The sequence below is a fragment of the Stutzerimonas stutzeri genome (genome assembly GCF_024448985.1).
GTDB classification, from domain to species: Bacteria; Pseudomonadota; Gammaproteobacteria; order Pseudomonadales; family Pseudomonadaceae; genus Stutzerimonas; species Stutzerimonas stutzeri_AP.
The window spans coordinates 1-22,701 of sequence record NZ_JAMOII010000018.1 but is presented as its reverse complement, the minus strand read 5'-3'; the positions used below and the strand labels follow the sequence as shown (position 1 = coordinate 22,701).

At 60.0% G+C, this 22,701-nt stretch carries 23 protein-coding genes; 8 read left to right on the top strand and 15 right to left on the bottom strand.

Going from position 1 to position 22,701, the window contains the following annotated elements; all coding sequences use genetic code 11:
• Window positions 1–218 precede the first annotated feature (218 nt).
• The 8 genes from NA647_RS16195 to NA647_RS16160 all read right to left on the bottom strand — a co-directional run bounded on the left by NA647_RS16195 (window position 219) and on the right by NA647_RS16160 (window position 9,947).
• Window positions 219–2,219, bottom strand: coding sequence for a peptidase U32 family protein (locus tag NA647_RS16195; RefSeq protein WP_256058630.1), 2,001 nt, complete (start codon window positions 2,217–2,219; stop codon window positions 219–221).
• Between the two features lie 210 nt (window positions 2,220–2,429).
• A complete protein-coding gene (locus NA647_RS16190; RefSeq protein WP_256058629.1) occupies window positions 2,430–3,200 on the bottom strand; it encodes an ion transporter in 771 nt (256 codons plus the stop codon).
• A 207-nt stretch (window positions 3,201–3,407) separates the two neighbouring features.
• Window positions 3,408–3,743 carry a DUF3325 domain-containing protein gene (locus NA647_RS16185; RefSeq protein ID WP_256047971.1) on the bottom strand — a complete coding sequence of 112 codons (336 nt, stop codon included), beginning with the start codon at window positions 3,741–3,743 and terminating at the stop codon, window positions 3,408–3,410.
• Entirely contained in the window at window positions 3,740–5,305 is a 1,566-nt protein-coding gene (locus NA647_RS16180) for a PepSY-associated TM helix domain-containing protein (protein WP_256058628.1), read from the bottom strand. Before NA647_RS16180 ends, NA647_RS16185 begins: the two co-directional genes overlap by 4 nt.
• Window positions 5,302–5,604, bottom strand: a complete 303-nt coding sequence (locus NA647_RS16175; protein WP_256058627.1) for an iron transporter — start codon at window positions 5,602–5,604, stop codon at window positions 5,302–5,304. The genes NA647_RS16180 and NA647_RS16175 overlap by 4 nt, the downstream gene beginning before the upstream one ends.
• Window positions 5,605–5,720: 116 nt before the next feature.
• Complete coding sequence (locus NA647_RS16170) at window positions 5,721–7,769, bottom strand: TonB-dependent receptor domain-containing protein (protein WP_256058626.1); 2,049 nt, start codon at window positions 7,767–7,769, stop codon at window positions 5,721–5,723.
• Window positions 7,770–7,902: 133 nt separating this feature from the next.
• On the bottom strand, window positions 7,903–9,234 hold the full coding sequence (locus tag NA647_RS16165; RefSeq protein ID WP_256058625.1) for a HAMP domain-containing sensor histidine kinase: 1,332 nt from the start codon (window positions 9,232–9,234) through the stop codon (window positions 7,903–7,905).
• On the bottom strand, window positions 9,234–9,947 hold the full coding sequence (locus NA647_RS16160) for a response regulator transcription factor (protein WP_256058624.1): 714 nt from the start codon (window positions 9,945–9,947) through the stop codon (window positions 9,234–9,236). Before NA647_RS16160 ends, NA647_RS16165 begins: the two co-directional genes overlap by 1 nt.
• A 584-nt stretch (window positions 9,948–10,531) precedes the next feature.
• Between NA647_RS16160 and NA647_RS16155 the strand changes: the two genes are divergently transcribed.
• From NA647_RS16155 to NA647_RS16145, 3 genes are all read left to right on the top strand, one after another.
• On the top strand, window positions 10,532–11,509 hold the full coding sequence (locus NA647_RS16155; RefSeq protein ID WP_256058623.1) for a hypothetical protein: 978 nt from the start codon (window positions 10,532–10,534) through the stop codon (window positions 11,507–11,509).
• Between the two features lie 215 nt (window positions 11,510–11,724).
• The gene (locus tag NA647_RS16150; RefSeq protein ID WP_256058622.1) at window positions 11,725–11,877 is read left to right on the top strand and encodes a hypothetical protein; all 153 of its coding nucleotides are present in this window, start codon (window positions 11,725–11,727) and stop codon (window positions 11,875–11,877) included.
• Between the two features lie 133 nt (window positions 11,878–12,010).
• Window positions 12,011–12,139, top strand: coding sequence for a hypothetical protein (locus NA647_RS16145; protein ID WP_256058621.1), 129 nt, complete (start codon window positions 12,011–12,013; stop codon window positions 12,137–12,139).
• A gap of 70 nt (window positions 12,140–12,209) precedes the next feature.
• Here NA647_RS16145 and NA647_RS16140 read toward each other — a convergent pair whose 3' ends face one another.
• Entirely contained in the window at window positions 12,210–12,494 is a 285-nt protein-coding gene (locus NA647_RS16140; protein WP_256058620.1) for a hypothetical protein, read from the bottom strand.
• A gap of 278 nt (window positions 12,495–12,772) precedes the next feature.
• On the opposite strand from NA647_RS16140, the gene NA647_RS16135 reads away from it, so the two are divergent.
• Together NA647_RS16135 and NA647_RS16130 are read left to right on the top strand one after the other, a co-directional pair.
• A complete protein-coding gene (locus tag NA647_RS16135) occupies window positions 12,773–13,474 on the top strand; it encodes a glutathione S-transferase family protein (protein ID WP_256058619.1) in 702 nt (233 codons plus the stop codon).
• Between the two features lie 213 nt (window positions 13,475–13,687).
• Window positions 13,688–14,581 carry a DMT family transporter gene (locus NA647_RS16130; RefSeq protein WP_256058618.1) on the top strand — a complete coding sequence of 298 codons (894 nt, stop codon included), beginning with the start codon at window positions 13,688–13,690 and terminating at the stop codon, window positions 14,579–14,581.
• Between the two features lie 61 nt (window positions 14,582–14,642).
• On the opposite strand, the gene NA647_RS16125 is transcribed toward NA647_RS16130, so the two are convergent.
• The 3 genes from NA647_RS16125 to NA647_RS16115 form a co-directional block, all read right to left on the bottom strand.
• Window positions 14,643–15,296: an ion channel gene (locus tag NA647_RS16125; RefSeq protein ID WP_256058617.1), complete on the bottom strand. Its 654-nt coding sequence runs from the start codon at window positions 15,294–15,296 to the stop codon at window positions 14,643–14,645.
• Window positions 15,297–15,530: 234 nt separating this feature from the next.
• Entirely contained in the window at window positions 15,531–15,923 is a 393-nt protein-coding gene (locus NA647_RS16120; RefSeq protein ID WP_256047956.1) for an MAPEG family protein, read from the bottom strand.
• Between the two features lie 506 nt (window positions 15,924–16,429).
• The gene (locus NA647_RS16115; protein WP_256058670.1) at window positions 16,430–17,491 is read right to left on the bottom strand and encodes an SDR family oxidoreductase; all 1,062 of its coding nucleotides are present in this window, start codon (window positions 17,489–17,491) and stop codon (window positions 16,430–16,432) included.
• Between the two features lie 88 nt (window positions 17,492–17,579).
• On the opposite strand from NA647_RS16115, the gene NA647_RS16110 reads away from it, so the two are divergent.
• Window positions 17,580–18,005: a winged helix-turn-helix transcriptional regulator gene (locus NA647_RS16110; RefSeq protein ID WP_256058616.1), complete on the top strand. Its 426-nt coding sequence runs from the start codon at window positions 17,580–17,582 to the stop codon at window positions 18,003–18,005.
• A gap of 39 nt (window positions 18,006–18,044) precedes the next feature.
• Here NA647_RS16110 and NA647_RS16105 read toward each other — a convergent pair whose 3' ends face one another.
• Entirely contained in the window at window positions 18,045–19,148 is a 1,104-nt protein-coding gene (locus NA647_RS16105; RefSeq protein WP_256058615.1) for a DUF2855 family protein, read from the bottom strand.
• A 73-nt stretch (window positions 19,149–19,221) separates the two neighbouring features.
• Here NA647_RS16105 and NA647_RS16100 point away from each other — a divergent pair, with 73 nt between their 5' ends.
• Entirely contained in the window at window positions 19,222–19,854 is a 633-nt protein-coding gene (locus NA647_RS16100; protein WP_256058614.1) for a TetR/AcrR family transcriptional regulator, read from the top strand.
• 32 nt (window positions 19,855–19,886) lie between these two features.
• Here the strand turns inward: NA647_RS16100 and NA647_RS16095 are convergent, their stop codons facing one another.
• Together NA647_RS16095 and NA647_RS16090 are read right to left on the bottom strand one after the other, a co-directional pair.
• Window positions 19,887–20,378 carry an RNA methyltransferase gene (locus NA647_RS16095; protein WP_256058613.1) on the bottom strand — a complete coding sequence of 164 codons (492 nt, stop codon included), beginning with the start codon at window positions 20,376–20,378 and terminating at the stop codon, window positions 19,887–19,889.
• Window positions 20,379–20,682: 304 nt separating this feature from the next.
• On the bottom strand, window positions 20,683–21,780 hold the full coding sequence (locus NA647_RS16090; protein WP_256058612.1) for a hypothetical protein: 1,098 nt from the start codon (window positions 21,778–21,780) through the stop codon (window positions 20,683–20,685).
• Between the two features lie 375 nt (window positions 21,781–22,155).
• Between NA647_RS16090 and NA647_RS16085 the strand changes: the two genes are divergently transcribed.
• The coding region (locus NA647_RS16085; protein WP_256058611.1) for a class I SAM-dependent DNA methyltransferase at window positions 22,156–22,701 on the top strand (546 nt) is incomplete at its 3' end.

Here is a 22,701-nt window from a genome sequence, read left to right as displayed (position 1 = left end):
CTGTCGCCCGGAATGCAGGGGTGCGGTGCCAGTAGGAGTGTCCATTCGCCATTAAGTTTGCTCATCAAGCGAATAATCGGTGACATGCCGTTACGCCGGAACCAATCGTTTCTCCGGCGATGATTAGGTGCAAGGCGGATGAGTTGTTAGCGGAGGATCAGGCGGTCCAGGGCAGACCGCCATGCGGGCACCACCTCGGCGCCTGACGACCGCCTTGGTCAGGCGTGTGGTTTGCTGCGAATGGTCTTCATCAGATCGGCCGGCGTGATGTGGCCGACGACGCTGGCTGCGCTGCCCGGCTGCGGCAGGTTGAGGATGTTGCCCTTGATCTTGCCAATCACATGCATCTCGCACGGCTTGCAGTCGAACTTCAACGTTAAAACCTCATCGCCGTGAATCAGCTGCATCGGGGCAACCTTGGTGCGCACGCCGGTGACGCCCTTGGCTTGCTTCGGGCACAGGTTGAAGGAGAAGCGCAGGCAGTGCTTCGTGATCATCACCGGCACTTCGCCGGTTTCCTCGTGGGCCTCGAAGGCCGCATCGATCAGCTCGACACCGTAGCGCTGGTAGAAGGTGCGCGCCTTTTCGTTGTAGACGTTGGCGAGGAAAGTCAGATGCGATTCCGGGTAGACCGGCGGCGGTACGCTGACGGCCTTGCGGCTGCCCAGCGGGCGGATTGCTTCGCGGGCCTCGGTGAGCGCATCGATGGCTTCGCGGCGCAGGGCTTTGAGCTGCGAATTCGGGATGAAGAACGCCTGAGGCGCGTCCACGTAGACTTCTTCGGCGTGGTAGATGGTTGTACCCAGCTGACTCAGCAGTTCGGCGATCTGACCGGGCACCTGCTCGGGCTTTTTCGCTTCGCCGAACGGGCCAGCCAGCGAGACGGAGGCATAAGCGCCTTCCTCGCTGGTAACGTGAAGCTCGAGCTCATCGGCGCGCAGTTTGGCCAACCAGCGGACCCCAACGCGACGCTCGGCGGAGGTCTTGAGCAGCGCGTTCTGCCAGTTGTGATCCAGGTTGCGGTTCAGCGGATGGTTCGGACGCAGCTGACGCAGGGCAGCCGGCATCTCGTTGGGTTCGACGCGGTACTGCATGAGCTGCTGGCCGTCCTCTTCGAACTGCCCCAGTGGCTCAACGACGCTGGCGCGAAAGCCCACCACTTCGCGTTTGACCAGCACGTTCAGGCCGTCACCGTTAGACAGCGGCTCGCGCGTCTGAACGGTGAGGTCGTGCTTGCCGACCTTGAGCACTTCGCCCACGGCGAGGCCGGTAAACGTCGGTGAATCGAAGGCGCCGATGTCGATCTTGCGGTCGGTGACGAAGTAGTCGGTGCTGCCGCGGTGGAAAGTCTTGTCCGGGTCCGGCACGAAGAAGTGATCGGTGCGGCCGCTGGAGGCGCGCTGCAGATCGGTGCGGCCTTCGAGAATCTCGTCGAGGCGCTGGCGGTAGTAAGCGGTGATGTTCTTCACGTAGCTCACATCCTTGTAGCGCCCCTCGATCTTGAATGAACGTACGCCGGCATCGACCAGAGCCCGCAAGTTGGCGCTCTGGTTGTTGTCCTTCATTGATAGCAGGTGCTTGTCGAACGCGACGACGCGGCCCTGATCATCCTTGAGTGTGTAGGGCAGGCGGCACGCCTGGGAGCAGTCGCCACGGTTGGCGCTGCGGCCGTTTTGCGCATGGGAGATGTTGCACTGTCCGGAAAACGCTACGCACAGGGCACCGTGAATGAAGAACTCGATGGCAGCGTCGGTGGCATCGCTGATCGCGCGGATTTCCTGCAGGTTCAGCTCGCGCGCCAGCACCAGCTGTGAGAAGCCGGCCTTGTCTAGGAACTTGGCGCGCTCCAGGGTGCGGATGTCCGTCTGGGTGCTGGCGTGCAGCTCGATTGGCGGGATGTCCATTTCCATCACGCCCATGTCCTGCACGATCAGCGCGTCGACACCGATCTCATACAGCTGCCAGATCAGCGCGCGCGCAGCTTCCAGTTCATCGTCATGAAGAATGGTGTTGATGGTGACGAAGACCCGCGCATGGAACAGGTGGGCGAAAGTCACCAGCTCGGCAATGTCCTCCACGCTGTTCTCGGCGTTGTGCCGCGCACCGAAACTCGGCCCGCCGATGTACACCGCATCGGCGCCATGCAGAATGGCTTCCTTGGCAATGGACACATCCCGCGCGGGGCTGAGCAGTTCGAGGTGATGCTGGGGTAGGGACATGAGCGCGGACCGGCTGTGAATCGAAAGTCGCGCATTGTAATGGCTTGCGGCCGGTTTGGGATTGGCCGCTGGGCGTTTTCGGCAGGTTGACGCGGGAGATCGCGTCGGACGTTACCGCACGTTCGGTACGTATCGCGGATTGTGCCGTTCTTCAGGATCGGCGGTAGCCTGGGCGGACAGGCCGAGAGATGCTACCGGTGGCACTTACTATTACTCCCGTGGCGGCTGCCCCCGTTCCTCCAGTTGCCCTCGTAAAGCCTGGACTTCGGTGGTCAACTTTTCTACCTGCTCAAGCAGGTTGTGCAGCACCGCTCGGTCCGCTTCCTGCTGTTCGATGTTTTCATCATGCTTGTCGGCGATAAACAGCGAGCCGATATAGGCGGCGAAGCTGCCGAACAGGCCAACCCCGGACACCATCAGCAGCACCGCCACGATACGGCCTTGGGTCGTGACCGGGTAGTAGTCGCCATAACCGACGGTCGTGACGGTCACGAAGGCCCACCAGAGTGCTTCTTCCGGCGTATTGATAGCGCTTTGCGGGTTAGGCGCCTCGACCAGCAACATCGTGATCGCACCGAATGCGACGAGTAGCAGTGTGGCCGTAGCGGCAGACACGACGATGCTTTCTGCACGGTTGCGAAACAGCAGGCGCCAGATCATCTGGGTCGACTTGATCGCACGCAACGCACGCAACACCTGCACGGCGCGCACCATCTTGAACGCTTGCAGTCCGGCCGCCGGTACGCTGGCCAGCAGGTCAATCCAGCCCCAGCGCATGAAGCGCCATTTATCCTCCGCAAGTTGCAGACGTCTAGCAAAGTCGATGAAAAAGAACAGGCAGACAATGTTGTCTATGTAATTTAGCAACTCAGATACGTCGGGTGGCAGGTCGAACAGGATGTCGGCGATCAACGCGCCCAACACGTAAATCGAGAGCACGAGAATGAGCAGTTGGAAGGGCGATACGGCACGCTGGGTCATGACGGTCACAGAATAGACGTGAGATGGCCGGCAGCTTAAGGCAAGAGACCGCCACGTTACACAGCGCATCTGCTTCGTTTAAAGAGGCCATGGACGCAGTCGCGTCCGTGTTTGCGGCCTGAGAACGAGGCTGACGGCGAACGTGATGGTCGTATCCGCGCCTGCCAGAGCACGTATCGCCTTATAGTCGGGCAGGGCAAAGCAGAATCACAGCAGTGCCGCAACGGCCCAGAGCAGACTGCCCATCACCGGCATCCCCATGGCCAAGCGAGGGGCGTAGGGGATCAGCAGGAGCAGGGCGAAGCCGGCGAGGGAGATCAGGCCGAACCAGCCAACCAGCGCCATGCCTCCGGGCCAAACGCCGGTAGCGGTATACACGGCAAGGCCGAGCAGCAAGCCTCCCGCCGGAAAGCAGAGGCGGCGCAGTTGCGCAGGAACGCGCGGATTAGCCAATTGCTTCCAGTGACGCTCCTTGCCCAGGCAGAAGCCGAGCATGCCGGCGTAGGCCAGCAGAAGGCTGGCAAGCAGGGCAGAACCGTTCATGACGAGACTCCTGTGACTGTGCCGTCGAGCTGGGGTTGGCGGGCTTTTCTCGCAGCGACGACCGTAGGGAGTTTCCAGGCGGTCCAGCCGATCAGCAGACCCATGGCGAATACGGATGCAAGGACCGACTGCCGAATGCCGTCCAGTGACGCGTCGGTTGTCATCAGGTCCAGCGCCGGCAGGGCGAGCGCCAGTGCCGCTGCGGCAGACAGCTGTTCACGCCAGGCTTGCATCGGCTTGCGTACCCAGCCATGCAGCCAGCTCAGTGCCCAGACACCGAAGAACATCCGCAGCTCCCAGTCTTGCCGCCCGGCCAACTCCGCCGGCAGCACCCGGTTGCCCCAGAGGAGCGCGATGCAGGCCAGCGAAAGCCCGGCGACTGCCGCCACGTTGAGGCTTTCCACTAACCGGAGAAACTGCAGGTTGGCGTTTGCCTGCTTGCGTTGCTTGACCGCATAAAGCACCAGCCCCGTTGCGATCATGGCGCAGCTGACCAGACCGCAGATGAAATACAGCCAGCGCATCGGGTAGCCGCCGAACTGGGCAAAGTGCAGGCCCGCCATCACGCGTTGGGTCAGCTGGCTGGTGCGCGACGGTTCGGGAGCCTGGATCAGCTCACCGGTGACACCGTTGAAGACCATACCTTCGCCCTTGGTCAGTTCGATGCGGTTACCCAGCACCGGCCGCGCCGTGACCTGGGCATCTGCTCGGCCGGGGTTGCTCACGGTCAGGCCGCCAATCATCCCGGCGCCATAGTGCGCTTCGGCACGGCTGACGATCTCACCCAGCGCCAGTAGTGGCGCAGCCGGCGCCTGGACGGGTTTGCTGCCGCGGTCCTCGCCGCGCGACACCTGAGCGGCGGCACGGGCCGGTTGCGCCTCGCGGAAATAGGCCTGGCGATCGCCGTCGTACAGTGCATCGACTGCTGCCGGCATATAGAGCACGAAGAAAATCGCCAGTCCTGTGTAGGTAATCATCAGGTGGAACGGCAACAGCAGGACGGCGCTGGCATTGTGGCCGTCGAGCCAGGAGCGCTGCCCTTTGGCCGGGCGGAAGGTGAAGAACTCCTTGAAGATTTTCTTGTGGATGATGATGCCGCTGATCAACGCCACCAGCATGGCCATCGCCGCGAACCCAACCACCCAGATGCCGAGCAGCCGTGGCATATGCAGGGTGTAGTGGAAATGGAAGAAGAAATTGCCGCCGATGGTTTCCCGGGCCTCGACGGTTTCGCCCGTCAATGGATCGAGGTGAGTGCTACCGGCACCGCGACGCCGTTCCCCGACGGATACGCTGAGCGCCGGCGAGCGCTCGGTCGGCAGGCTGATGTTCCAGTTCGACTCGTCTGGATGATTCTTCGATAGCCAGTGCTGCGCGACGTTGGCGGCAGCTGCAGGCGACTGGCCCTGATCGGTCAACTCCGGCTGCATCCACCAACTGATTTCCTTGTCGAACACCGCCAGGGTGCCGGTGAGAAAGATGGCGAACAGCACCCAGCCGATCAGCAGCCCGCACCAGGTATGCAGCCAAGACATGGATTGGGTGACGGTCTTTTGCTTCATCCCACAACCCCCATCAGTTGTGGCCAGAAGCCGATGGCTGCCAGGGGTAGGGCGCCGCTTAAACCAGCCAGCACTCGACGCACTGACGCCGCAGCGAATGCCCAGAGCATGAACGCCAGATAAACCACGAACGACAGTAACGAGGCGGTGGTCAGGGCATCGACGCGATCCAGCGGTAACAGCCGCGCCAAGGCAGCCGTCGCGGCGTAGGTGAAGGCATAGCCGCCAAGAATGGCGAGGGCGGTGCGCGCGGCGATGTCAGGCCATGCGGTTCGCGAGTGCGATACGGAACGAGTCACGACAGGCTCCCGGTGGGAAACAGCTGAAGTCATACGAAAAAGCCCGCTAGGCAGACCAGCGGGCAGTTTGTTCGAAGCGATATGGCGGGCCGTGAAGGCGCCGCCGCGCATCGTGCTTAAAAATCGACCGTCATGCCGACGACCAGCCGGCGACCGTCCAGTACCACTTCGTAGTCTTCGTTGGTGATTTCCTTGTTGGCGATGTTGTACAGCCCCGCCTTCACATCGACATTGGGAGTCAATTCGTAGACCACGCCAGCGTCGAAGAAGCCGTAGCCCGGCGTGCCGTCGGACATGCTGGTGCGACTGAGGTAGGTGCTGGTTTCGCTGCGGTAGTTACCCTGCAGCCAGGCGTTGAGGCGGGACGTCGCCTGCCAGTCGAGCAGCGCGTTAGCCATGTGCTTGGGCTGCTTGTTCAGCGGGTCGCCCTTGAACTCGCCAGTCTTCTGCTCGGAGTCGGTGAAGGTGTAGCTGGTGCTCAGGCGCAGGTTCGGCAGGAAGCTGTAATCCAGCGTCCATTCGACGCCTTGCATGATAGCTTCGTCGACGTTCGTCCGCGTGCTGAGGAAGTAGAAGTTATTGCCGCCGAAGCCGCAGGACCAGGCCGCCACGTTGTTCCGATTGGTGCTGGAGCCGTCGGTATCGGTTTCGCAAATGCGGTCTTCGGTGATCTTGTCCTTGTACTGGGTATAGAACGCCATGACGCTGGTGGCGAAGCCCAGTTCGGGGTTGTCGTAGTTGAAGCCAAGCTCATAGTTGGTGCTGGTTTCCGGGTCCAGTTCCGGGTTGCCGATGATCAAACCGCGCGGGTAGGGTGCCGGAGAGCCGCCACCACCGGTGCCGCGCCCGAAGCCTTCGGTGGCATCAGCGAGACCGGGCTGTTTGTAGCCGGTGGAGATGCCGCCCTTGAGGGTCAGGTTCGGCGTGGATTGGTAGACGCCGTAGAGGCGCGGCGACAGGTAGCCACCAAAGAGCTCGTCGTCGTTGTAGCGCAGGCCGGTGGTGACTGCCAGATCCTCGGTTATGCCCCATTCCGCTTCGGCGAAGACGGCTGCCAGCCAGCGATCGACACTGGCAACGGCGCCCGGCACGTTGGATGTCAGCAGGCCGTTGGATTTATCGGTGAAGTCTTCGTACTTGTATTGACCGCCTACGGTGAAGACGTGGGAGCCCCAGAAATAGCTCGCTTGGGTGTTCAGCGTGGTGACTTCCTCGCGCTTGGTCAGGTCTTGCACGCGCTCCGATTTGTCGTGCTGCAGGTAGCTACTGATCTGCCAATCGGCGTAGTGGCCGTCGTGGGCCAGCACGTAGATGTCTTTTTCGTAATCAGTGGTGTTTTTCGTCGCGGTGATGTCAACGCTCTGGCCTGGGTGATGGGTTTCGTTCAACCGCGCGGCCTGGTAACTGAGCGAGAAGCGGTTGCGCTCGTCGGGCGTCAGATAGAGTTCGACGCCGCCTTGCTTGCGCTGGCTGTCCGGTATGCTGGCGGCACCGTCGCTACCGCCGATGTAGTCGCTTTCGTCTGCCCGGGTGTAGCTGCCGTTGAGCCGGGCGCCAAGCAAACCCGGAACCAGCGCGCCGCCCAGGTAGAAGTTGGTGGTGGCTTCGTCTTCGTTGATGTCGTTCAGCGAGTGGCCGTATTCGGCGGAAATGGTACCGGCCCAGGCATCGCCGCCTTTACGGGTGATGATGTTGATTACGCCGCCCATGGCCTCGGAGCCATACAGCGAAGACATCGGTCCCCGGATCACTTCGATGCGCTCGATCATGGCCAGCGGCGGCAGGCCGATCTGTTTGCCGCCGTCGCTGCCGTTGGTATTCACCGAACGGCCGGCGGATACAGGGCGGCCATCGACGAGATACAGGGTGTAGGACGAACTCATGCCTCGAATGCTGATGTCCTGCATGTTGCCGCCGCCCGTAACGTAGACGCCGGGTATGTTCTTCATCGCATCGACGACGTTCGTGTAGGACTGCTTTTCCAACTGCTCGCGGGTGATCACCGAAATGCTCGCCGGTGCCTTGGCGATGTTCTGCTCATAACCGGCGGCCGTTACCACTGTTGTGGGTTGTAGTTCGAGGGGCTCTTCGGCGTAGGCCGGTGCGCTCATCGAAGTTGCCACGGCGATCGCGCAAGCCAGCCGGTGCCGATTGAAAATCACCATTTAAAGCAGTCTCCCTGAGAAGCGTTACGTCGTGCGGTCCCGGATGGCCGCATGCCAGGCGCGACAGCGATAGGGTCGCCGTGCTGGCAGTAATGCTAAGTATTCTCATTTGAGAGTAAAGCGCATTTACAATCTATACACTTTGTAAGCGGATGTTCATTCGCAGGCCCGGCTCAGCGTTTTCGGCCCAGATCTCGCCGCCCTGCCTCAACACCATGCCGCGGGCGATCGCCAATCCGAGGCCGAAGCCGTCGCCACCGGGCCGCGCCGCGCTGAGGCGAGCGAAAGGCCGGAAGATCACCGAAAGCTGTTCCCGAGGCACGCCCGGCCCCTGGTCCTTAATGCGCAGGTGCCAGAAGTCACCGACGCGATCCGCGGAGAGGCAAACCGTTCCTTGCGCAGGGGAGTAGCGAATCGCGTTTCGCAGAATGTTTTCCATTGCCTGCGCCAGTGCGTTCAGGTTGCCGAGCACCCGGCAGCCGCTCGGCACCTGCGTGCGAATGCGCTCGCGCGGCCAGCCCGCTTCGAAGCAGGCGTTTTCGCAGAGCACATCCCACAGCGCCTCGACATCCACCGGCTCGCACTCAAAGCGCGGCTGCTCGCTGTCCAGCCAGGCGAACTCCAGCGTGCTGTCCACCAGTTGTTGCATGCAGAGGACTTCCCGGTCGGTACGGCAACGCATCTCTTCCGCGGTCAAATCGCTCTCGCACGCCACGCGCAGGCGACTGAGCGGCGTGCGCAGTTCATGGGAGAGATCGCGCAGCAATTGTTGTTGTTGCGCGATGGCATCGCGCAGGCGTTGGGTGAGGTATTCCAGTGAGCGACCCAGCTCCCCGAGCTCATCGTTGCGTCCGACCAGCGACGGGGGTAGCAGCGAGTCGAGACGGTTGCCGCGTAGCGCGTTGGCCTGCCGGCGCAGACGGTCCAACGGGGAAACCAGCAGGCGATAGAGCAACCAGCAGAAGAGTATCGACAGCAGTACTGGCGGAAGATACACCGCGCCGGCCGTGAGCAACGCGTGGTTGCGCCAAGGCCGGAAGCGCTTGGGCAGGCGCATGATCAGCTTTTCGCCCGCCTCACTCAGCGGGATCGAAACGAGTGGCAGCCCCGCGTTGCGGCGGCTCATCGGCCACTCGTAATCCCTCACGAAGGTGAGCATCTGACGTTCCTCGACGCTCAACCTCTGGCCGCCGAGCGGTTGCAGGTGCTGGTTGACCACCACCATCCAACTCGACTCGCGCTGCCGCATCATCCCGAGCCAACGGCTCAGCGCTTCTGGCCCCGTTTGCAATGCGTTGTAAGCATCCTCGGCGTAGCCGGAGAGGACGTCGCGCGCTTCCTCTGACAGGTAAGAATTGTTCCGGTCGATCTGACGGCCGACATAGCCGCTGACCCAGATCATCGACAGACAGAATCCGGCGACCAGTATCACTAGACGCCAGAACAATGAATGACGGTTGGGCATCAGTCGGCCTGCAGTTCCAGTACGTAGCCCTTGCCCCAAACCGACTCCAGACGCAATGCCGTGACCTGCTCGCGCGCCAGTTTGCGGCGGATGTTGCTGATGTGCATGTCCAGGCTGCGATCATGCTGCGAGTAACCGCGGCGCAATGTCTGCTGGTAAAGGAAGGGTTTGCTCAGCACCTCGCCGGCCGCGTCGTGCAGCACCTTTAACAGCCGATATTCAGTGCCCGTCAAACCGACCCAGCGCCCCTCGTAACGCAGGTCGCCGCGCTGATCATCGAAGCGCATCGACTCGTCGTTCACCGCCGGTTGCACGCTGCGTTCGTAGGCCACGCGACGCAGAATAGCGGCGATGAGCACCTGTAATTCCTCGATGCTGAATGGCTTGGGCAGGTAGTCGTCGGCACCGCTATCGAAGCCTTGGATGCGATGCTCTTCATTGCCCAGCGCGGACATCATCAGCACCGGGGTGCGGCGCTGTGCCCGCAGACGGGTCAGTAATTCCATGCCGCCGAGTTCCGGCAGCATCACATCCAGCAGGACCAAGTCGTAAGCCGAGTCACTGGCCAAGGTCAGGCCGGTCAGCCCATCTTCAGCAAGCGTGACCTGAAAACCACGGCTTTCCAGAGAGGTTTTCAGGTGTGTGCCGAGAACCGGGTCGTCTTCGATTGCAAGAATCTGTCGGGCTGCGGAAAAGGGCACGGAAGAAGGCATTGCGAAGGAATCCGGTGCAAATAGGAACGATTATAGATTGCGGGTGTGCTGAGACGGCAAGTGGGGTCTGTCTGGTTGGCAGGCGTTTTGCCGTATCGGCTCGTCCTATGCATCGCTCGCTAGCGTCAAGCAGGTAACGGTCTGTTGCCTTAGCCGAAACACGACGCGCCTTAAGGTTGCATTCGAGATCAAAGGGCGACCACTGATGCATCTTTTCCATCGTTGGATGGATTTCGGCTGCGCCGTCGTTGCGCATGATCACGGTCTGATAGCGGACACCAAGGCGCGACGTAAGGGCCAGCAGGTCCGCCTCGATGCGACCCCGGCTGCCTCGCGTCCAGAATCATCGGCGGAGATATGGGGTTTCCGGTCTCGGCTTTAAGTTACATCAGCTATGGCTTTAGTTCGCAGCAGGCAAGGCTTGCTGCAGCGAATAGTGCGTCATCGAGGCGCGCGCTCGGAGTTGGGCTTCAGCTGTGCCCGCTCTGCTGGCAAGGGTTCAAACCCGAACCAGCATACGACGGTATGGGCTCACCCAGACCGGAAGGAAAATAAAGCGTAGAACAATCACCATGGAGAAACTCATGTTCAACTGCAAGCCCCTAGCAGCCGCCATCCTGACCGTTTTCGCCACGCACGCTTTCGCCAACTATGACACCTCAACGCAGGAGCAGACCGGCGACAACAACCTTGCCACCGTCACTCAGAACAACGGCTTGTACAACACAGGCCGCAATGTTGCTGAGCAGTACCAGGCGGGCAATAACGGCTCGGTCGAGATTTATCAGGAAACCGACTCGTTCGCGAAAGCTGTCCAGACCCAGACTGGGACGTCCGACAGCAACACCCTGTACGCGAAACAGTTCGCCACAGTTGGCAACTCCTTCTCCGAGCAGATCCAGACTAACGGCTCCGCCAACACCGCGGAGATCTACCAACAGCATTCGACAAGCGTCGAGGCATTCCAGTCCCAGGATGGCTCGAACAACCTGGCCTCGGTCGACCAATACGGCGAGACCGGTAGCCTCGTGCGCACCTATCAGGAAGGCAATTGGAACGATGGCAGCGTCGTCCAGAGGAGCGGGGCGGGCAATGAGGGTAATCTGCAGCAGTACGGTGACTACAACAACGGATCGATTACCCAGAATGGCTCGACCGACTCCATTGCCTTTGGCATTCAGAGCGGTGAGGGCAACGACCTGACCGCTACGCAGACGGGCGTCGCGAACGAACTGTTCTTCACACAGGATGGTGATTACAACAACGCGACCCTTGCTCAGGATGGCAACGACAACAGCATTATGGGGATGTCGATGGGCGACTCCCACAATGTCGATATCGTCCAGGACGGCGACTCGCTGACCGCTGACGTTCTGCAAATGGGCGGCAGTGACAACACTGTTGATATTGACCAAGCCGGCGCCGAGCAGTTTGCGAGCGTGACCCAGACGGGTGGTGCCTACAACCTGGCGACCGTTGTTCAGAACGATATGCAGGCCAACCAGGCGTTTATCCTGCAATCCGGTACAGGCAACAGTGCATTCGTGACCCAAACCCAGTAAGCGTTACAGCCGCCGTCGCCGGTACGCCCCGCTTTCGTAAGAAATCGGGGCGTTTTTCGTTTCACGCTTCGGTACATCTTGCCAGGGCGGGAAGGGTAAGCAGCGCTGCCGGCGAACCCTATGTGCTGCCTTACAAGCTGACGAACGACCACGCCATCCATGGTTCTAACGTATGGGCTGCCAAAGCATCCAACAAACGTATGAGGACCGCTGACATGATCGATCCAAACGACCCGCTCAAGGATGGCCTGACTCCGCCGGACTTTGATGAATATGGCGACGTACCCGAGTCGGGAGAAAACGCCGATCCGGAAGCGGGCACAGATCCGAAGAACGAACCGAATCCCGGGGAAAGCCCGCTCGGCTGAACGTCCTCGACAAATGCTGGCGGTCTGTTCTGGGCGAGCTGCTGGACAATTCGATCCCCACGGCCTAAAAAGGCGCGCGCAGCGAGGCGTGCGCTTCTGGCATGCACGTGATTGATCGAAAGGCAGGTGAATCGTGAAAAAGAAAAAGCCCGTGGACCCCGTCCGGCAGGCAGAAAAGAATCGTGCGCACCGGATTGGCTGGGCGATTGCGCTGGCGGGAATCGTGGTGGGCTTCTTGCTGCTGATGATGAAGCAAGCGTGACAGCTCGCGTGGTTTCGTGCCGCTGGCCACTACGAATAGGCACCAGCTGATGGCCAGCGAGGCTCCAACGTCATGGGCTGGTATGGCGTACCGGCTTCTCGGTCATCATCAACAGCACAGGCAAGGGCTTGGCAGACGCCGAATGCTTTGCTGTCCCTTCAACAGTCAACGCTTTGCCGGCAATGGCGATGACGGTAGCCGATAACAACAGCACCCATATTCGCGGCGGCACCAGTTGCGCACGCATCCGAACGATGCTCCATCCACGGGCGAATGCCGGGTCCGCTCGCCTGATGGTTTCGCTCGCTTGGGTAGCGGCTTCATCGTTCGACACGCGCTCAAGTCCGACAGCCATGGCCAATTTCCCTCTGAAAACCTGCATCTGGCGAGGCTTCCATTAAGCATCGGTCCGTCCCTGGCAGGTGTGCAGGCGACTGTAGCGGAGTGCCACATTGCCATCAATCAATTCAACGGTTGATGCGGCGAAAATGCACCAGCATTTTTTGATGCCCACGCAGCCGCATGTGTTCGAATCGGCATCGATCATTGTCCTAAGCGAGCGCAACGGTTGGAGACTTTCGACATTGGCCGGCGCTCGTCCGTGGCCAATAATCCCACTAGAAGTCCCCCTGAGTGGTGCTGAACAGCGAGACGACGATGACTGAAGTCACCCTGTACCACTGCGTTAGCGCCCGCTCGTTTCGTGTGTTGTGGGCGTTGGAAGAACTCGGGCTGGATTACCGGCTGGTAACGATGGCGTTTCCGCCTCGCCTGCATGACAAAGCGTTCTTTCAAATCAACCCGCTGGGCACGGTCCCTGCGCTTGTCGATGGCAATGGCGTGTTAACCGAGTCGGCGGCCATCTGCGAGTACCTCAGTCAGGTGTACGGCGGTGGTGCGTTGTCGGTGAATAAAGGCGAAGCCGATTATGGCCAGTACCTGAACTGGCTAAGCGCGGCTGATGCGACGCTTACTTTCCCTCAAACGTTGATCCTCCGTTACGCCTATTTTGAATCCTCTGAGCGACGGCAACCCCAGGTTGTCGAGGACTACACGCGCTGGTTTCTGGGCCGCTTGCGTGGAGTTGAAAACGCCCTGCAGGCAGGTAATCAATACCTCTGTCAGAACAGATTCAGTAACGCCGACATCGCTGTCGGTTATGCGCTGCTGTTGGCTGACTTCCTCGGACTAAGGCCGCAGTTTCAAAGGCTCACTGAAGCTTTTTGGCAGCGATTGCAGGAGAGGGCTGCCTTCGTCAGCGCGCTGGCTGCGGAAAATCGGGATGCACGTTTTCATGGCATCGACCCGCTGCCCACGCCATTGATTCGTTGCTGACGATTGGTTTACCACGCTCTGAGTCTGGCTCGTCTCAAGCTGATGAAAAGGACGATGGCACGCTAATGACAGCGGATATTCTTTTCAACGAAACTCCCGCACTGGACGGCCCTGTTCAGGGCGCCTTGATGTGATGGAAGGAAGAGCCCCTCTGCGCCGTCGATGTCTTCATTCCTTGTGATGCGCAGAAGGTCATAGGACAGAAAGCTAGAAATGGACAACAATTCATCCAGGGTGCCTTTGTTCGCGTACTTATGTCTCGGTTTGTCGATGTGCATGGTGGGCAGCAATATCGGCATAGGAAAACTGATCGTCAGTGAACTGCCGGTGTTTCTGTTTGCGGCGATGCGCTTCTTGATTGCAAGTATCGTTCTGCTTCCGGGGATGTTCCGCCCATCATTTCGTCAAGGCCTGGACAGGCCTGCGTGGCGGGGTTTATTCCTTCAGTCCTTTTTTGGGTGTTTCCTGTTTAGCTTGTTGATGCTTTATGGCGTCATTTACACCACTGCCACGAGTGCCGGAATCATTACTAGCGCTCTTCCGTCGCTCATTGCGTTATTGGCATGGCTATGGCTTCGCGAGCGCCTCAGCCGTCGTGCAATGGTGGCTGTTGTTTTTGCCGCGGTAGGAATAGCCGTGCTGAACCTGCAGGATGCGGGCGTTTCTGGAAAGAGCAATGTGCTGGGCAATTTATTGGTCCTGGGAGCCGTTTTAGCCGAGGCGTTATTTGCAGTCTTCTCGCGGCGCTTATCTCTTACGGTACATCCCTGGAGCATGGCCTTTGGCGTAAATATCGTAGGCTTCCTCCTGTTCGCTCCTTTGGCTGTTGTGCAAGCGATGAATTTCGCTTGGGCTGGGCCTGGATGGGAACTTTGGGGCTGGGTTGTCTTTTATTCACTTACCGCAAGCGTGTTGTCCTTTCTGCTCTGGTATAGAGGCGTTTCACAGGTACCCGCCAATATTGCAGGCCTGTTCACGGGTTTGATGCCACTCAGCGCGGCGCTGGTTGGTTTTCTTGTTCTGGGAGAATTGTTGTCGTTCGGACATCTCGTGGGGATGGGTATGGTGATAATGGCAATACTCTTGGGTGCCAAACGGCACGGCTAAACAAGGGGTATCAATTGAGTGTGTGCCAGACGCCATGTCCGCTCTTCGGTTTTCAAAGGCACTAGCGCCGGATCGTCAGCCCGATCAGGCGCGAGACCACCAGCGCGATGTACATCACCCCTGCGAATTGCTCAAGCATCACCAGCGCACGTGCCATCGGCGTGATCGGCAGAATGTCGCCAATGCCGACGCCCGAGAGGATGGAAAAGCTTAGAAACAGCAACTCCAGCCAGGTGCGCGGTGCTTCGGGATCGAGCAACGCGGTAAAGCTATCCGGCAGCAACAATTGGCAGACCATGAAACTGTAGGCGAAGGCCCAGGCCAGCAGCGTGAAGGTGGCCCCCACCGCGAACAGCTCATCCGTAGTGGCGCGCTGATCTTCCATCATGTAAGCGATCAGGCTGGCCGCGGCATAGAAATAGAAAGCCGCCTCCAGCGCGGCCAGCGTCAGACTCAACTCCAGCCCGCCGCGCACCTCACCGATGATGGTCAGCACCAGAATGCACGCCGCCAGCGTGAAGGCCACCCACTGGATCAGCGGACTGCGCTGCACCATACGCAACGCCGCCACTAGCACTACGATACCGAACGTCCCCATGATCGCCCGACCGCGCGGCAAATCGTCGAGAAAGGGATACAGCACGATGCCCAGCAACTGGATAAGCAGCAGGCTGGCAGATGGGTAGCGAAGCAGAAACGATTGTTGGGCGTTCATCGGGGGGCGATCACCGAGAGGGGGTTGAAGCGTACTGTTTCGGTAGCGTGCCTGGCCACTGCCTGGCGCCGTTGTTCACCAAATATGCGAGAGATTTTGGCGCTTGCGGGCGTCAAGGGCTTGTTCGTGCGCAACGAATTGGCCAGATGTTTGGGAGGCATTATTCCGTGGCGTCGTGCTTGCTGCTGGGGCTCGGTAGCGCGACCAATGCGCCATCGCGGCCAGACAGAGGGCTTACCCGATGAAGAACAGGGCGATGCAGCAGGCGAGCCCCAACGCCCAGAGCACCGACCTCACGTTAGCCCAATCGGCGAGATAAGCGCCGATATAGCCGACTCTGGCCGCGACGAAAGCAGCGGCAAGGCCATCAATCACCGCCTGTGAGGCTTGCAGGTGCTCGGCCACCAGAACGCCGGCGATGAAGATCGGCAGCGCTTCGAAGCTGTTCAACTGCGCGGCGTTTGCCCGAGCCTGCCATCCCTCCAGACTGGCCAACCATTGACGTGGACTGTGGTTATCGAAGCCGCCGTCGCGGCGCGGTTTACCAAGGCCTTTCGACTTGGCGATCCATGCGCAGGCAAGGGGAAGAAGGCAGGCAACAAGGAGGCAGGCTTCGGCAATGGTCATGTAGTTGCACCTGAATAGGGGAAGAGCGTAGCTATGGCGTTCGGCCGCCTGGGAGCACGTCGATCCAGGCTAGCTCAGGCGTTGTCAGGTGTTAGATTTTTTCAGCAGCAAGTGCGAGCCACGTAAGTTTTATTACCGTTTCGGTTTATGTAAAAGCAGCCACCCCGCGGTCCCTGCTGCAAGTTCGCCCCGCTTGGGCCGCACGAGGCGGCTTCGGCGACCTGGCTGGTGCCGGAAGGCGCAAGCGCGAATAAAGTCAGCGCAAGAGCAGCGCCGGTTATGAGCGGTATCGCCCGGATCCTTGGTATCATCTCTGCCACCATCTTCGTGATGGCTATGTAATATCACTTAAGCGCGGCGAATGAAATCCAGTTGCCGTGCTGCGAGCATCGCCGTACTGCTCGATGCGTCCATTCACCGGCTGGCTGGCTCCTATATAGGAACCAGCACTACAAAGGAACATCACGAAGACTCGCCTCCGTGATCCGGCCCGCCTGTAGCTCCACTCAGGGGATGAGTTTGCTCGCACGCAGATCGGCGAAGACCTTGAAGAAGGCCTCGTCACTCGCCTGGTAATCCAGAAATCCGAGCTTGCGGCTTTTCGACATGTCCGTTACGACCTCGATCGGACGACCGAGGTCCGCATCGGTGTGCCACGGCGAAATGAGCTTGTCGATATTCGTTTCCGCGAGGCCAAACTGTTCGGCCATTGCTGTCCAGGTCTCGGCGTCGTTCGCCATCTGCTGTTCCAGCGGCGCGGGTTGGCCGTCGAACGGCGCGGCCTCGATATCGAACCACTCGGCGATGCGCGACCACATCCACCTCCAGCGGAACACATCGCCATTGACGATGTTGAAGGCCTGGTTGGCCGCCGCAGGCGTTGTCGAGGCCCAGCGCAGATGCCTGGCAAGCTGGCCCGCGTCGGTCATGTCGGTCAGGCTGTTCCATTGCACTTCCGAGCCCGGAAAGCGGAAAGGTCGGCCGGTAAAGCGGCAGATAGAGGCGTGGACGGCCAGCGTGGTCGCCATGTTCATCGCGTTGCCGACAGCAATACCGGTCACGGTGTGGGGCCGGTGAACGCTCCAGGTAAAGCCGTCGCGGGCCGCCGCGGCGAACACCTCGTCTTCCTGGGCGTAGTAGAAGTTCTCGACGTCCAGCCGCCCCTGTTCCTCATGGAACGGCGTTTGCGGCAGCGAGCCCTTGCCGTAGGCTTCGAACGGACCCAGGTAATGTTTGAGGCCGGTCACCAATGCAACATGGCGAACCGAGCCAGCCGAACGCAAGGCCTCGAGTAGATTACGCACCATCTGCGCGTTGACCCGGATATTCTCCGCTTCGCTGGCCTGGCGCGCCCAGGTCGTCAGGAACACGTGTGTGGGTGCAAGACCGCTCAGCGCCGAGCCCAGCGACGAAGTATCCAGCAGGTCCGCGCTTATCGGCGTGACGCCCGCTTCGGCGTTGGGACGTCGAGCCAGTCCGGCGACCGCCCAGCCTTCTTTGGCCAGCAGGCGCGACACCGCCGAGCCGACGATTCCACTCGCCCCGACCACCAGTGCTTGATTTGTCATGTTCAGACCCTCACACAATGAAACAGGCCTGCACCTTAACCACTCGAAAATGCCGATCCAAGTCGGCACCAAATGGTAACCATCCCCCATGAACACGGGCTCTGACGAAGAACAATGGCTTGAAGACTGCGCCCCGCGGCGCGTGTTGGAAATCTTCACGACCAAATGGACCAGCATGATTCTGCATACGCTTCATGCGCGACATGACGGCATTGCACGCAGTGGGGCGCTGCATCGGAGCATGCCGGGTATCTCCAAAAAGATGCTGATTCAGACGCTGCGGGAGCTGGAGGAGAGCGGGCTGATCGAGCGGCACACCCTCGATTCGGTGCCTCCCGCGGTGAGTTATGCACTGTCGCCGCTGGGCAAACTCATGGTTCAGCCAATCGAGTTGATCTACGAGTGGGCCAGGCAAAACTCCGCGGCGCTGGATCAGCTGCAGCCGCGGCGAACCTCGCGCAGGCGTGGGAGCGAGCGAGCCGTGAGCGGCGAGCTGACGCCACCACGGCTGTAAGCATTCATTCCTCCCAGCACGTGAAACCCGTAGGCGGACTCAGCCGAGTACCACCGCGTGCCCCGCGAGCGGGTTCATGTGTCCTTTTATCAGCGACTCGCCCAAGGCTTGCGCGGCTTCCAGGCCGGCGTGCTCGTTCACCTGCATCCAGGGCTGCTGCGCATCACCCACCCGAGCGATAAAGGCCAGCTGCGCCTCGTTGAAGCGGCGGGTGACCTCAGCAGCGCCCCAGTCAGCGTTGCGCTTCTTGATCTGGTAGGGCGCGAAATAAGGCTGTGGCTGCGGGCCGGCTAGCGTCTGGTCGGGCTCGGCATAGTCTTGGTTCTGCGCCGATCCGGCATAGCAATCGTGCACCAGGGTGCCTTTGAAATGTGCGTGGACCTGCCGGCGAAGTCCGGTGCTGCCGGAGAAGTCCACGTAGAGCGTTGGCACGTTAGGATCGAGTGAGCCGAGCTGATCGTAGCCAAGCGCCTGGCGATAGCATCCCAGCCCTTGCACAAAGTCAATATTGGTGGGGGAGGTCAGGCCGATCATCGTCACGGTCGGATTGTTCTGCAGGCAGAACGCCGTGCCGTATGCCGTCTTGCTCGATGCACTGGATATCACGATCTGCCGCGCGCCGAAGAAGCCGTTGTCCTCCAGGAAATCCGCCAGCATGAACGAAGTGATGAACAGCGGTCGCAGCAGCATCTGGTAGTTCTCGCTCTCGGCGCGATACGCAGCGTCGGTGCCGATGCGCTGGTACTGGTTATAGGCCGAGGTCAGCGCTAACCGATGCTCGGCGCCGTCGTAGAAGCCGCGCTCGGATACCCGCACCGGCTGCATGACGAGATGGCTGGCGATCGGCCAGAAGCCATAGAAGCGTTCGCCCTTGGCCAGCCCCTCGACCGTACTTTCGACGACCTCGGCAAACCCCCACGCGGGCATGTGGAACCACTCGGCATCACCGGTCGGGAAAAAGTCCCAGTAGCGCAGGTGTGGGGTTTCGCCGAAGGCCGCGTAGGTGACATTGTTCGTGGTCAGCGCCAGTCGGCTGATTCGCAACAGAGCCTCGCCGGCCTTCAGTTCCGGTATCGGCAGGGCCTGAATGCGGGTTTGCTCCATGCTTTGCTTGTTGTTTTGCAGCTGGCGGATGACGCTCATCGATGGCACCTTGGGGTCATATTGGGATGGCATCGACTGTAGCCCTTTCGTTTTACCGCCGGGTTCGGATTTCATGAGCACACGATTGCCGAGCGCCAAGCCGCTCAAACGGCCTATCCAGGCGCGCGCCAAGTTCACGGTTCAGGCGATTTATGACAGCTATGTTCGGATCTGGCAGCGCGATGGCTGGTCTCGACTGACGACCCGTGCCGTTGCGCTTGAGGCTGGCGTTGCCATCGGCACCCTGTACGACTACTTCCCCAACAAGCAGGCTCTGCACTCGGGCTACGTGCGGTATTGCATCGAGCAGCTGCTTGAGGCAATCGACGAGCAAGCAGTGGAGCCCGCTGCGATCGGCTGGCCGGTGCGAATCCAGCGGTTGGTGCGATTGCTCGTCGGCGTCGAACCGCATCTGCCCTGGTTTCATCCAGACATGCTCGAACTGGAAGCGCTGGTTGCGAAGCCCAAGCACCAGCGCCGGGTTTATGAGGACTTACTGGGCGCCTGGCATCGCGTCATCGACGCGGCGAACGATCTGCCTGTACGCCCGGATACAGCCACCCTTGAGGCGCTGCATCTGTCGGTCTGGGGTGGGCGCCGCTACGCCATGCTGGTGCAGCTCGAGCCGGAGCGTATCAACGAGTGGGCCGGCTGCATGGAGCAGCTGTGCCTGGGAGCAATCGCCGGACTGAACGGACAAGCCTGAACACAGCCACTATCGCCGAAAAGTTCGGCGAGCTAAGTGGTTTGTTGGGGTTGGCGTCCGAACTCGGGTCCGGAGCGGGTGTTGTTGCCCTTGGACAGCCGGTCGTAAAGCACCACGTTGACCGTTGCTGCGAGGTTCATGCAGCCATTGGTGGGGATGTAGACGACGTCCTCGCACCAGTCACGAATTTCCTTGCTGAGCGAGCCATCTTCGGCGCCGAAAATGTACAGCGCTCGATCAGGATGCGTGTATTCCGGTAGAGCACGCGCACCCTCGACCAGCTCAACCGCCACCGGCACACAGCCGAGCGGCAGGATCTTGCGCAAGTCATCGATATTGATCAGCGGAATGTCCTGATGGACCTTCTTGGTGTCGGTGATGAAATCCTTCGCACGGTCATAGCGGGTGCCGGTATAGAACACCGAAGCGGCGCCATAGCAGCCCGCCGCGCGCATGATCGCCCCCACATTGGACGGCGATTTCGGGTTGCTCAGGCCAATGCAGGCATATCGTTTGTTGCTCACAGTGTGCTGCTCACGGAAGGCTCGCGGGAAGCGGCGAGTATACGGACTTGTCTCGTTCGCGGCTCGCGGCTCGCGGCTCGCGGCTCGGGCTAGGCACGAATTGATGTAACGATGTACCTCCTTGCAGACGCGAACAGGAGCCGTTGCGGTCAACGCTAAATGGGGCAGGGAGGCTCATGCAGCCGTGGAGAGGCAGCTGCCTTTGCATGCGCGTTACAGGCGCTTCGTAACGAAAGCGCCCGATGCGGTGCATCGGGCGCTTTACGTTCCGGCAGGATAAGGCCGTTCGGGCTACAAAGGCCTACTAACGCTGGGTGACAGTCGCGCTGTTGTTCATCCCGTTCTGCATGATTGCCGCAGTGTCCATACCGCTGCCAAGGCTGTCTATTCCTTGGGTCAAGCGCGCGTAATTGCCGGTACCGGTCTGATCGATGATGCCTACGTCTCCTGAAGCCGCATCTTTCATCTGAAACGCTTCAATCACGTTATCCGCGCCACTTTGAGCCAGGTCAAGCGTGTTGCCGTCACCCGTCTGGACGAAGAAGACTTCGTTGTAGTCTCCCCTGGAAATACCGGTAACGCTGCCGTTGCGGACGCCTTGACGCGCGATCAGTTCGTTACCCGTACCGATCTGCGTGAAATCCAATTGACCCTCAGCCGTGCCTGTATAGACGTCAGCCTTGTTGCTTGCTCCAGTCTGAGTCAGATACAGATCGCTACTTGAGTCATAACTTCTCTCCGATTGGCTAACGCTCGCCTCGTTGTACTCCCCCGTCTGACTGATGACGGCATTCGCCCGCGAATACGCGCCTTGTTGAAGCTCTACGTGGTTTGCCAGGCCGGTTTGATTGATCTGGGCCGTTACATGGCCGGTCTGGCGAACATTAGCCAGGTTGCGAGTCCCTTCCTGTGTCGCGTCGAGACTGTTCAGGATGTAGGTCTGCTCCAGCCGGACCACGTTTTGCTGGCCATGCTGGTTGATTCTGCCATCGTTGTAATCGCCGTCGTTCTGTACAACATATGCCTCGTTATCGACCCCATATTGGTAGACGTACGCCGTTACCCCGCCTTCGGATCGCTGCACGATGCTTTGTAGGTTGCCTTCGCCTTCCTGGTGAGACCGAACCCATGTCCCAAATCCTTCCTGGGTGGCCGTCAACTGGTTCGCAACGCCTTGCTGTGTCGCTTCGACTGACACGTTGGTGCCGGCTTGAGTCACGGTTGCTTCATTTGAATCGCCGTTCTGAGCCAGTTCCGTCCAGAGATAGGTGCCGCCTAACTGAGTGACCTCTGCGGTGTTGTTATTTCCGTTTTGCTCAATGGAAGCCGTTTGATCAACAGCCTGAGCCTGCCCGACCAAGGCGAGGGATACGGCAGCAGCGAGGAGGGAGCGCATGAACATTTTCAGAATCCGTTGAGTTGGTGAGATCCGGATTCTTTAAGATTTTCTAGTTGAAAGAATGGGCTGAATGGCTGATTCCGTGGACAGCGGCTTAATCGTATCGACCGCGCGTCGGAAGCGGGGCTGCGTCTGATCAAACACAGCTAATTGACGGCCTTGGCTGGCATCGGGCGACGTTGCTTCGCTGTATTGGCCGGGGGTGGTGTTCGTTGGGAAACGTGCTCTGTCAGCGAGATGAGACTCTCCGGCATTCGGCTGTACGCACCGCGCCCGACATGCAGGACGAAATAATTCCAGGCGCAATCGATGGGCGATTTCATACGGCCCGGATATGATGCGCGCCCCCTAACGTCCAGCTCAAACTTCAGGGCCACCATGCTCGGAACCGCCATTTATACCGACCTGTCGGGTTACTACGATCTCATGTGTGCCGATATCGATTACCAGGCGCAAAGTTACTGTATTCATAGGTTGCAGCAACTATTTGGTAACGCAGGCTGCAGGCATCTGGATCTCGCTTGTGGCACCGGACCGCATGTCCGACGTTTCATCGATGCGGGCTATGAAAGCAGCGGGCTCGACATCAACCAGCCCATGTTGGACAGAGCAGCGATTCGCTGCCCGGAAGCACGGTTTTCCCTGCAGGACATGTGTGGCTTCAGAGTGGATCAGCCGGTCGACCTGATTACCTGTTTTCTGTATTCCATCCACTACAGCGGCTCTATAGAGCGGCTGAATGCCTGTGTCGCTAGCGTGCATGCCGCACTGGCCGACGATGGACTCTTCTGCTTCAACGCCGTCGACAAGCACACCATCGACAACGATTCATTCGTATCGCACACCGCCAAACATGCTGACGGCATGTTCAACTTCAGTTCCGGTTGGTACTACTCCGGCGCTGGCGAGCAGCAGTCACTAAGG

Bases quoted from the DNA above. Each gene is read 5' to 3' on its own strand.
- NA647_RS16195 (WP_256058630.1), bottom strand. From the start codon at position 2,219: ATGTCCCTACCCCAGCATCACCTCGAACTGCTCAGCCCCGCGCGGGAT.
- NA647_RS16190 (WP_256058629.1), bottom strand. From the start codon at position 3,200: ATGACCCAGCGTGCCGTATCGCCCTTCCAACTGCTCATTCTCGTGCTC.
- NA647_RS16185 (WP_256047971.1), bottom strand. From the start codon at position 3,743: ATGAACGGTTCTGCCCTGCTTGCCAGCCTTCTGCTGGCCTACGCCGGC.
- NA647_RS16180 (WP_256058628.1), bottom strand. From the start codon at position 5,305: ATGAAGCAAAAGACCGTCACCCAATCCATGTCTTGGCTGCATACCTGG.
- NA647_RS16170 (WP_256058626.1), bottom strand. From the start codon at position 7,769: ATGGTGATTTTCAATCGGCACCGGCTGGCTTGCGCGATCGCCGTGGCA.
- NA647_RS16165 (WP_256058625.1), bottom strand. From the start codon at position 9,234: ATGCCCAACCGTCATTCATTGTTCTGGCGTCTAGTGATACTGGTCGCC.
- NA647_RS16160 (WP_256058624.1), bottom strand. From the start codon at position 9,947: ATGCCTTCTTCCGTGCCCTTTTCCGCAGCCCGACAGATTCTTGCAATC.
- NA647_RS16155 (WP_256058623.1), top strand. From the start codon at position 10,532: ATGTTCAACTGCAAGCCCCTAGCAGCCGCCATCCTGACCGTTTTCGCC.
- NA647_RS16150 (WP_256058622.1), top strand. From the start codon at position 11,725: ATGATCGATCCAAACGACCCGCTCAAGGATGGCCTGACTCCGCCGGAC.
- NA647_RS16140 (WP_256058620.1), bottom strand. From the start codon at position 12,494: ATGGCTGTCGGACTTGAGCGCGTGTCGAACGATGAAGCCGCTACCCAA.
- NA647_RS16130 (WP_256058618.1), top strand. From the start codon at position 13,688: ATGGACAACAATTCATCCAGGGTGCCTTTGTTCGCGTACTTATGTCTC.
- NA647_RS16125 (WP_256058617.1), bottom strand. From the start codon at position 15,296: ATGAACGCCCAACAATCGTTTCTGCTTCGCTACCCATCTGCCAGCCTG.
- NA647_RS16120 (WP_256047956.1), bottom strand. From the start codon at position 15,923: ATGACCATTGCCGAAGCCTGCCTCCTTGTTGCCTGCCTTCTTCCCCTT.
- NA647_RS16115 (WP_256058670.1), bottom strand. From the start codon at position 17,491: ATGACAAATCAAGCACTGGTGGTCGGGGCGAGTGGAATCGTCGGCTCG.
- NA647_RS16110 (WP_256058616.1), top strand. From the start codon at position 17,580: ATGAACACGGGCTCTGACGAAGAACAATGGCTTGAAGACTGCGCCCCG.
- NA647_RS16105 (WP_256058615.1), bottom strand. From the start codon at position 19,148: ATGAGCGTCATCCGCCAGCTGCAAAACAACAAGCAAAGCATGGAGCAA.
- NA647_RS16100 (WP_256058614.1), top strand. From the start codon at position 19,222: ATGAGCACACGATTGCCGAGCGCCAAGCCGCTCAAACGGCCTATCCAG.
- NA647_RS16090 (WP_256058612.1), bottom strand. From the start codon at position 21,780: ATGTTCATGCGCTCCCTCCTCGCTGCTGCCGTATCCCTCGCCTTGGTC.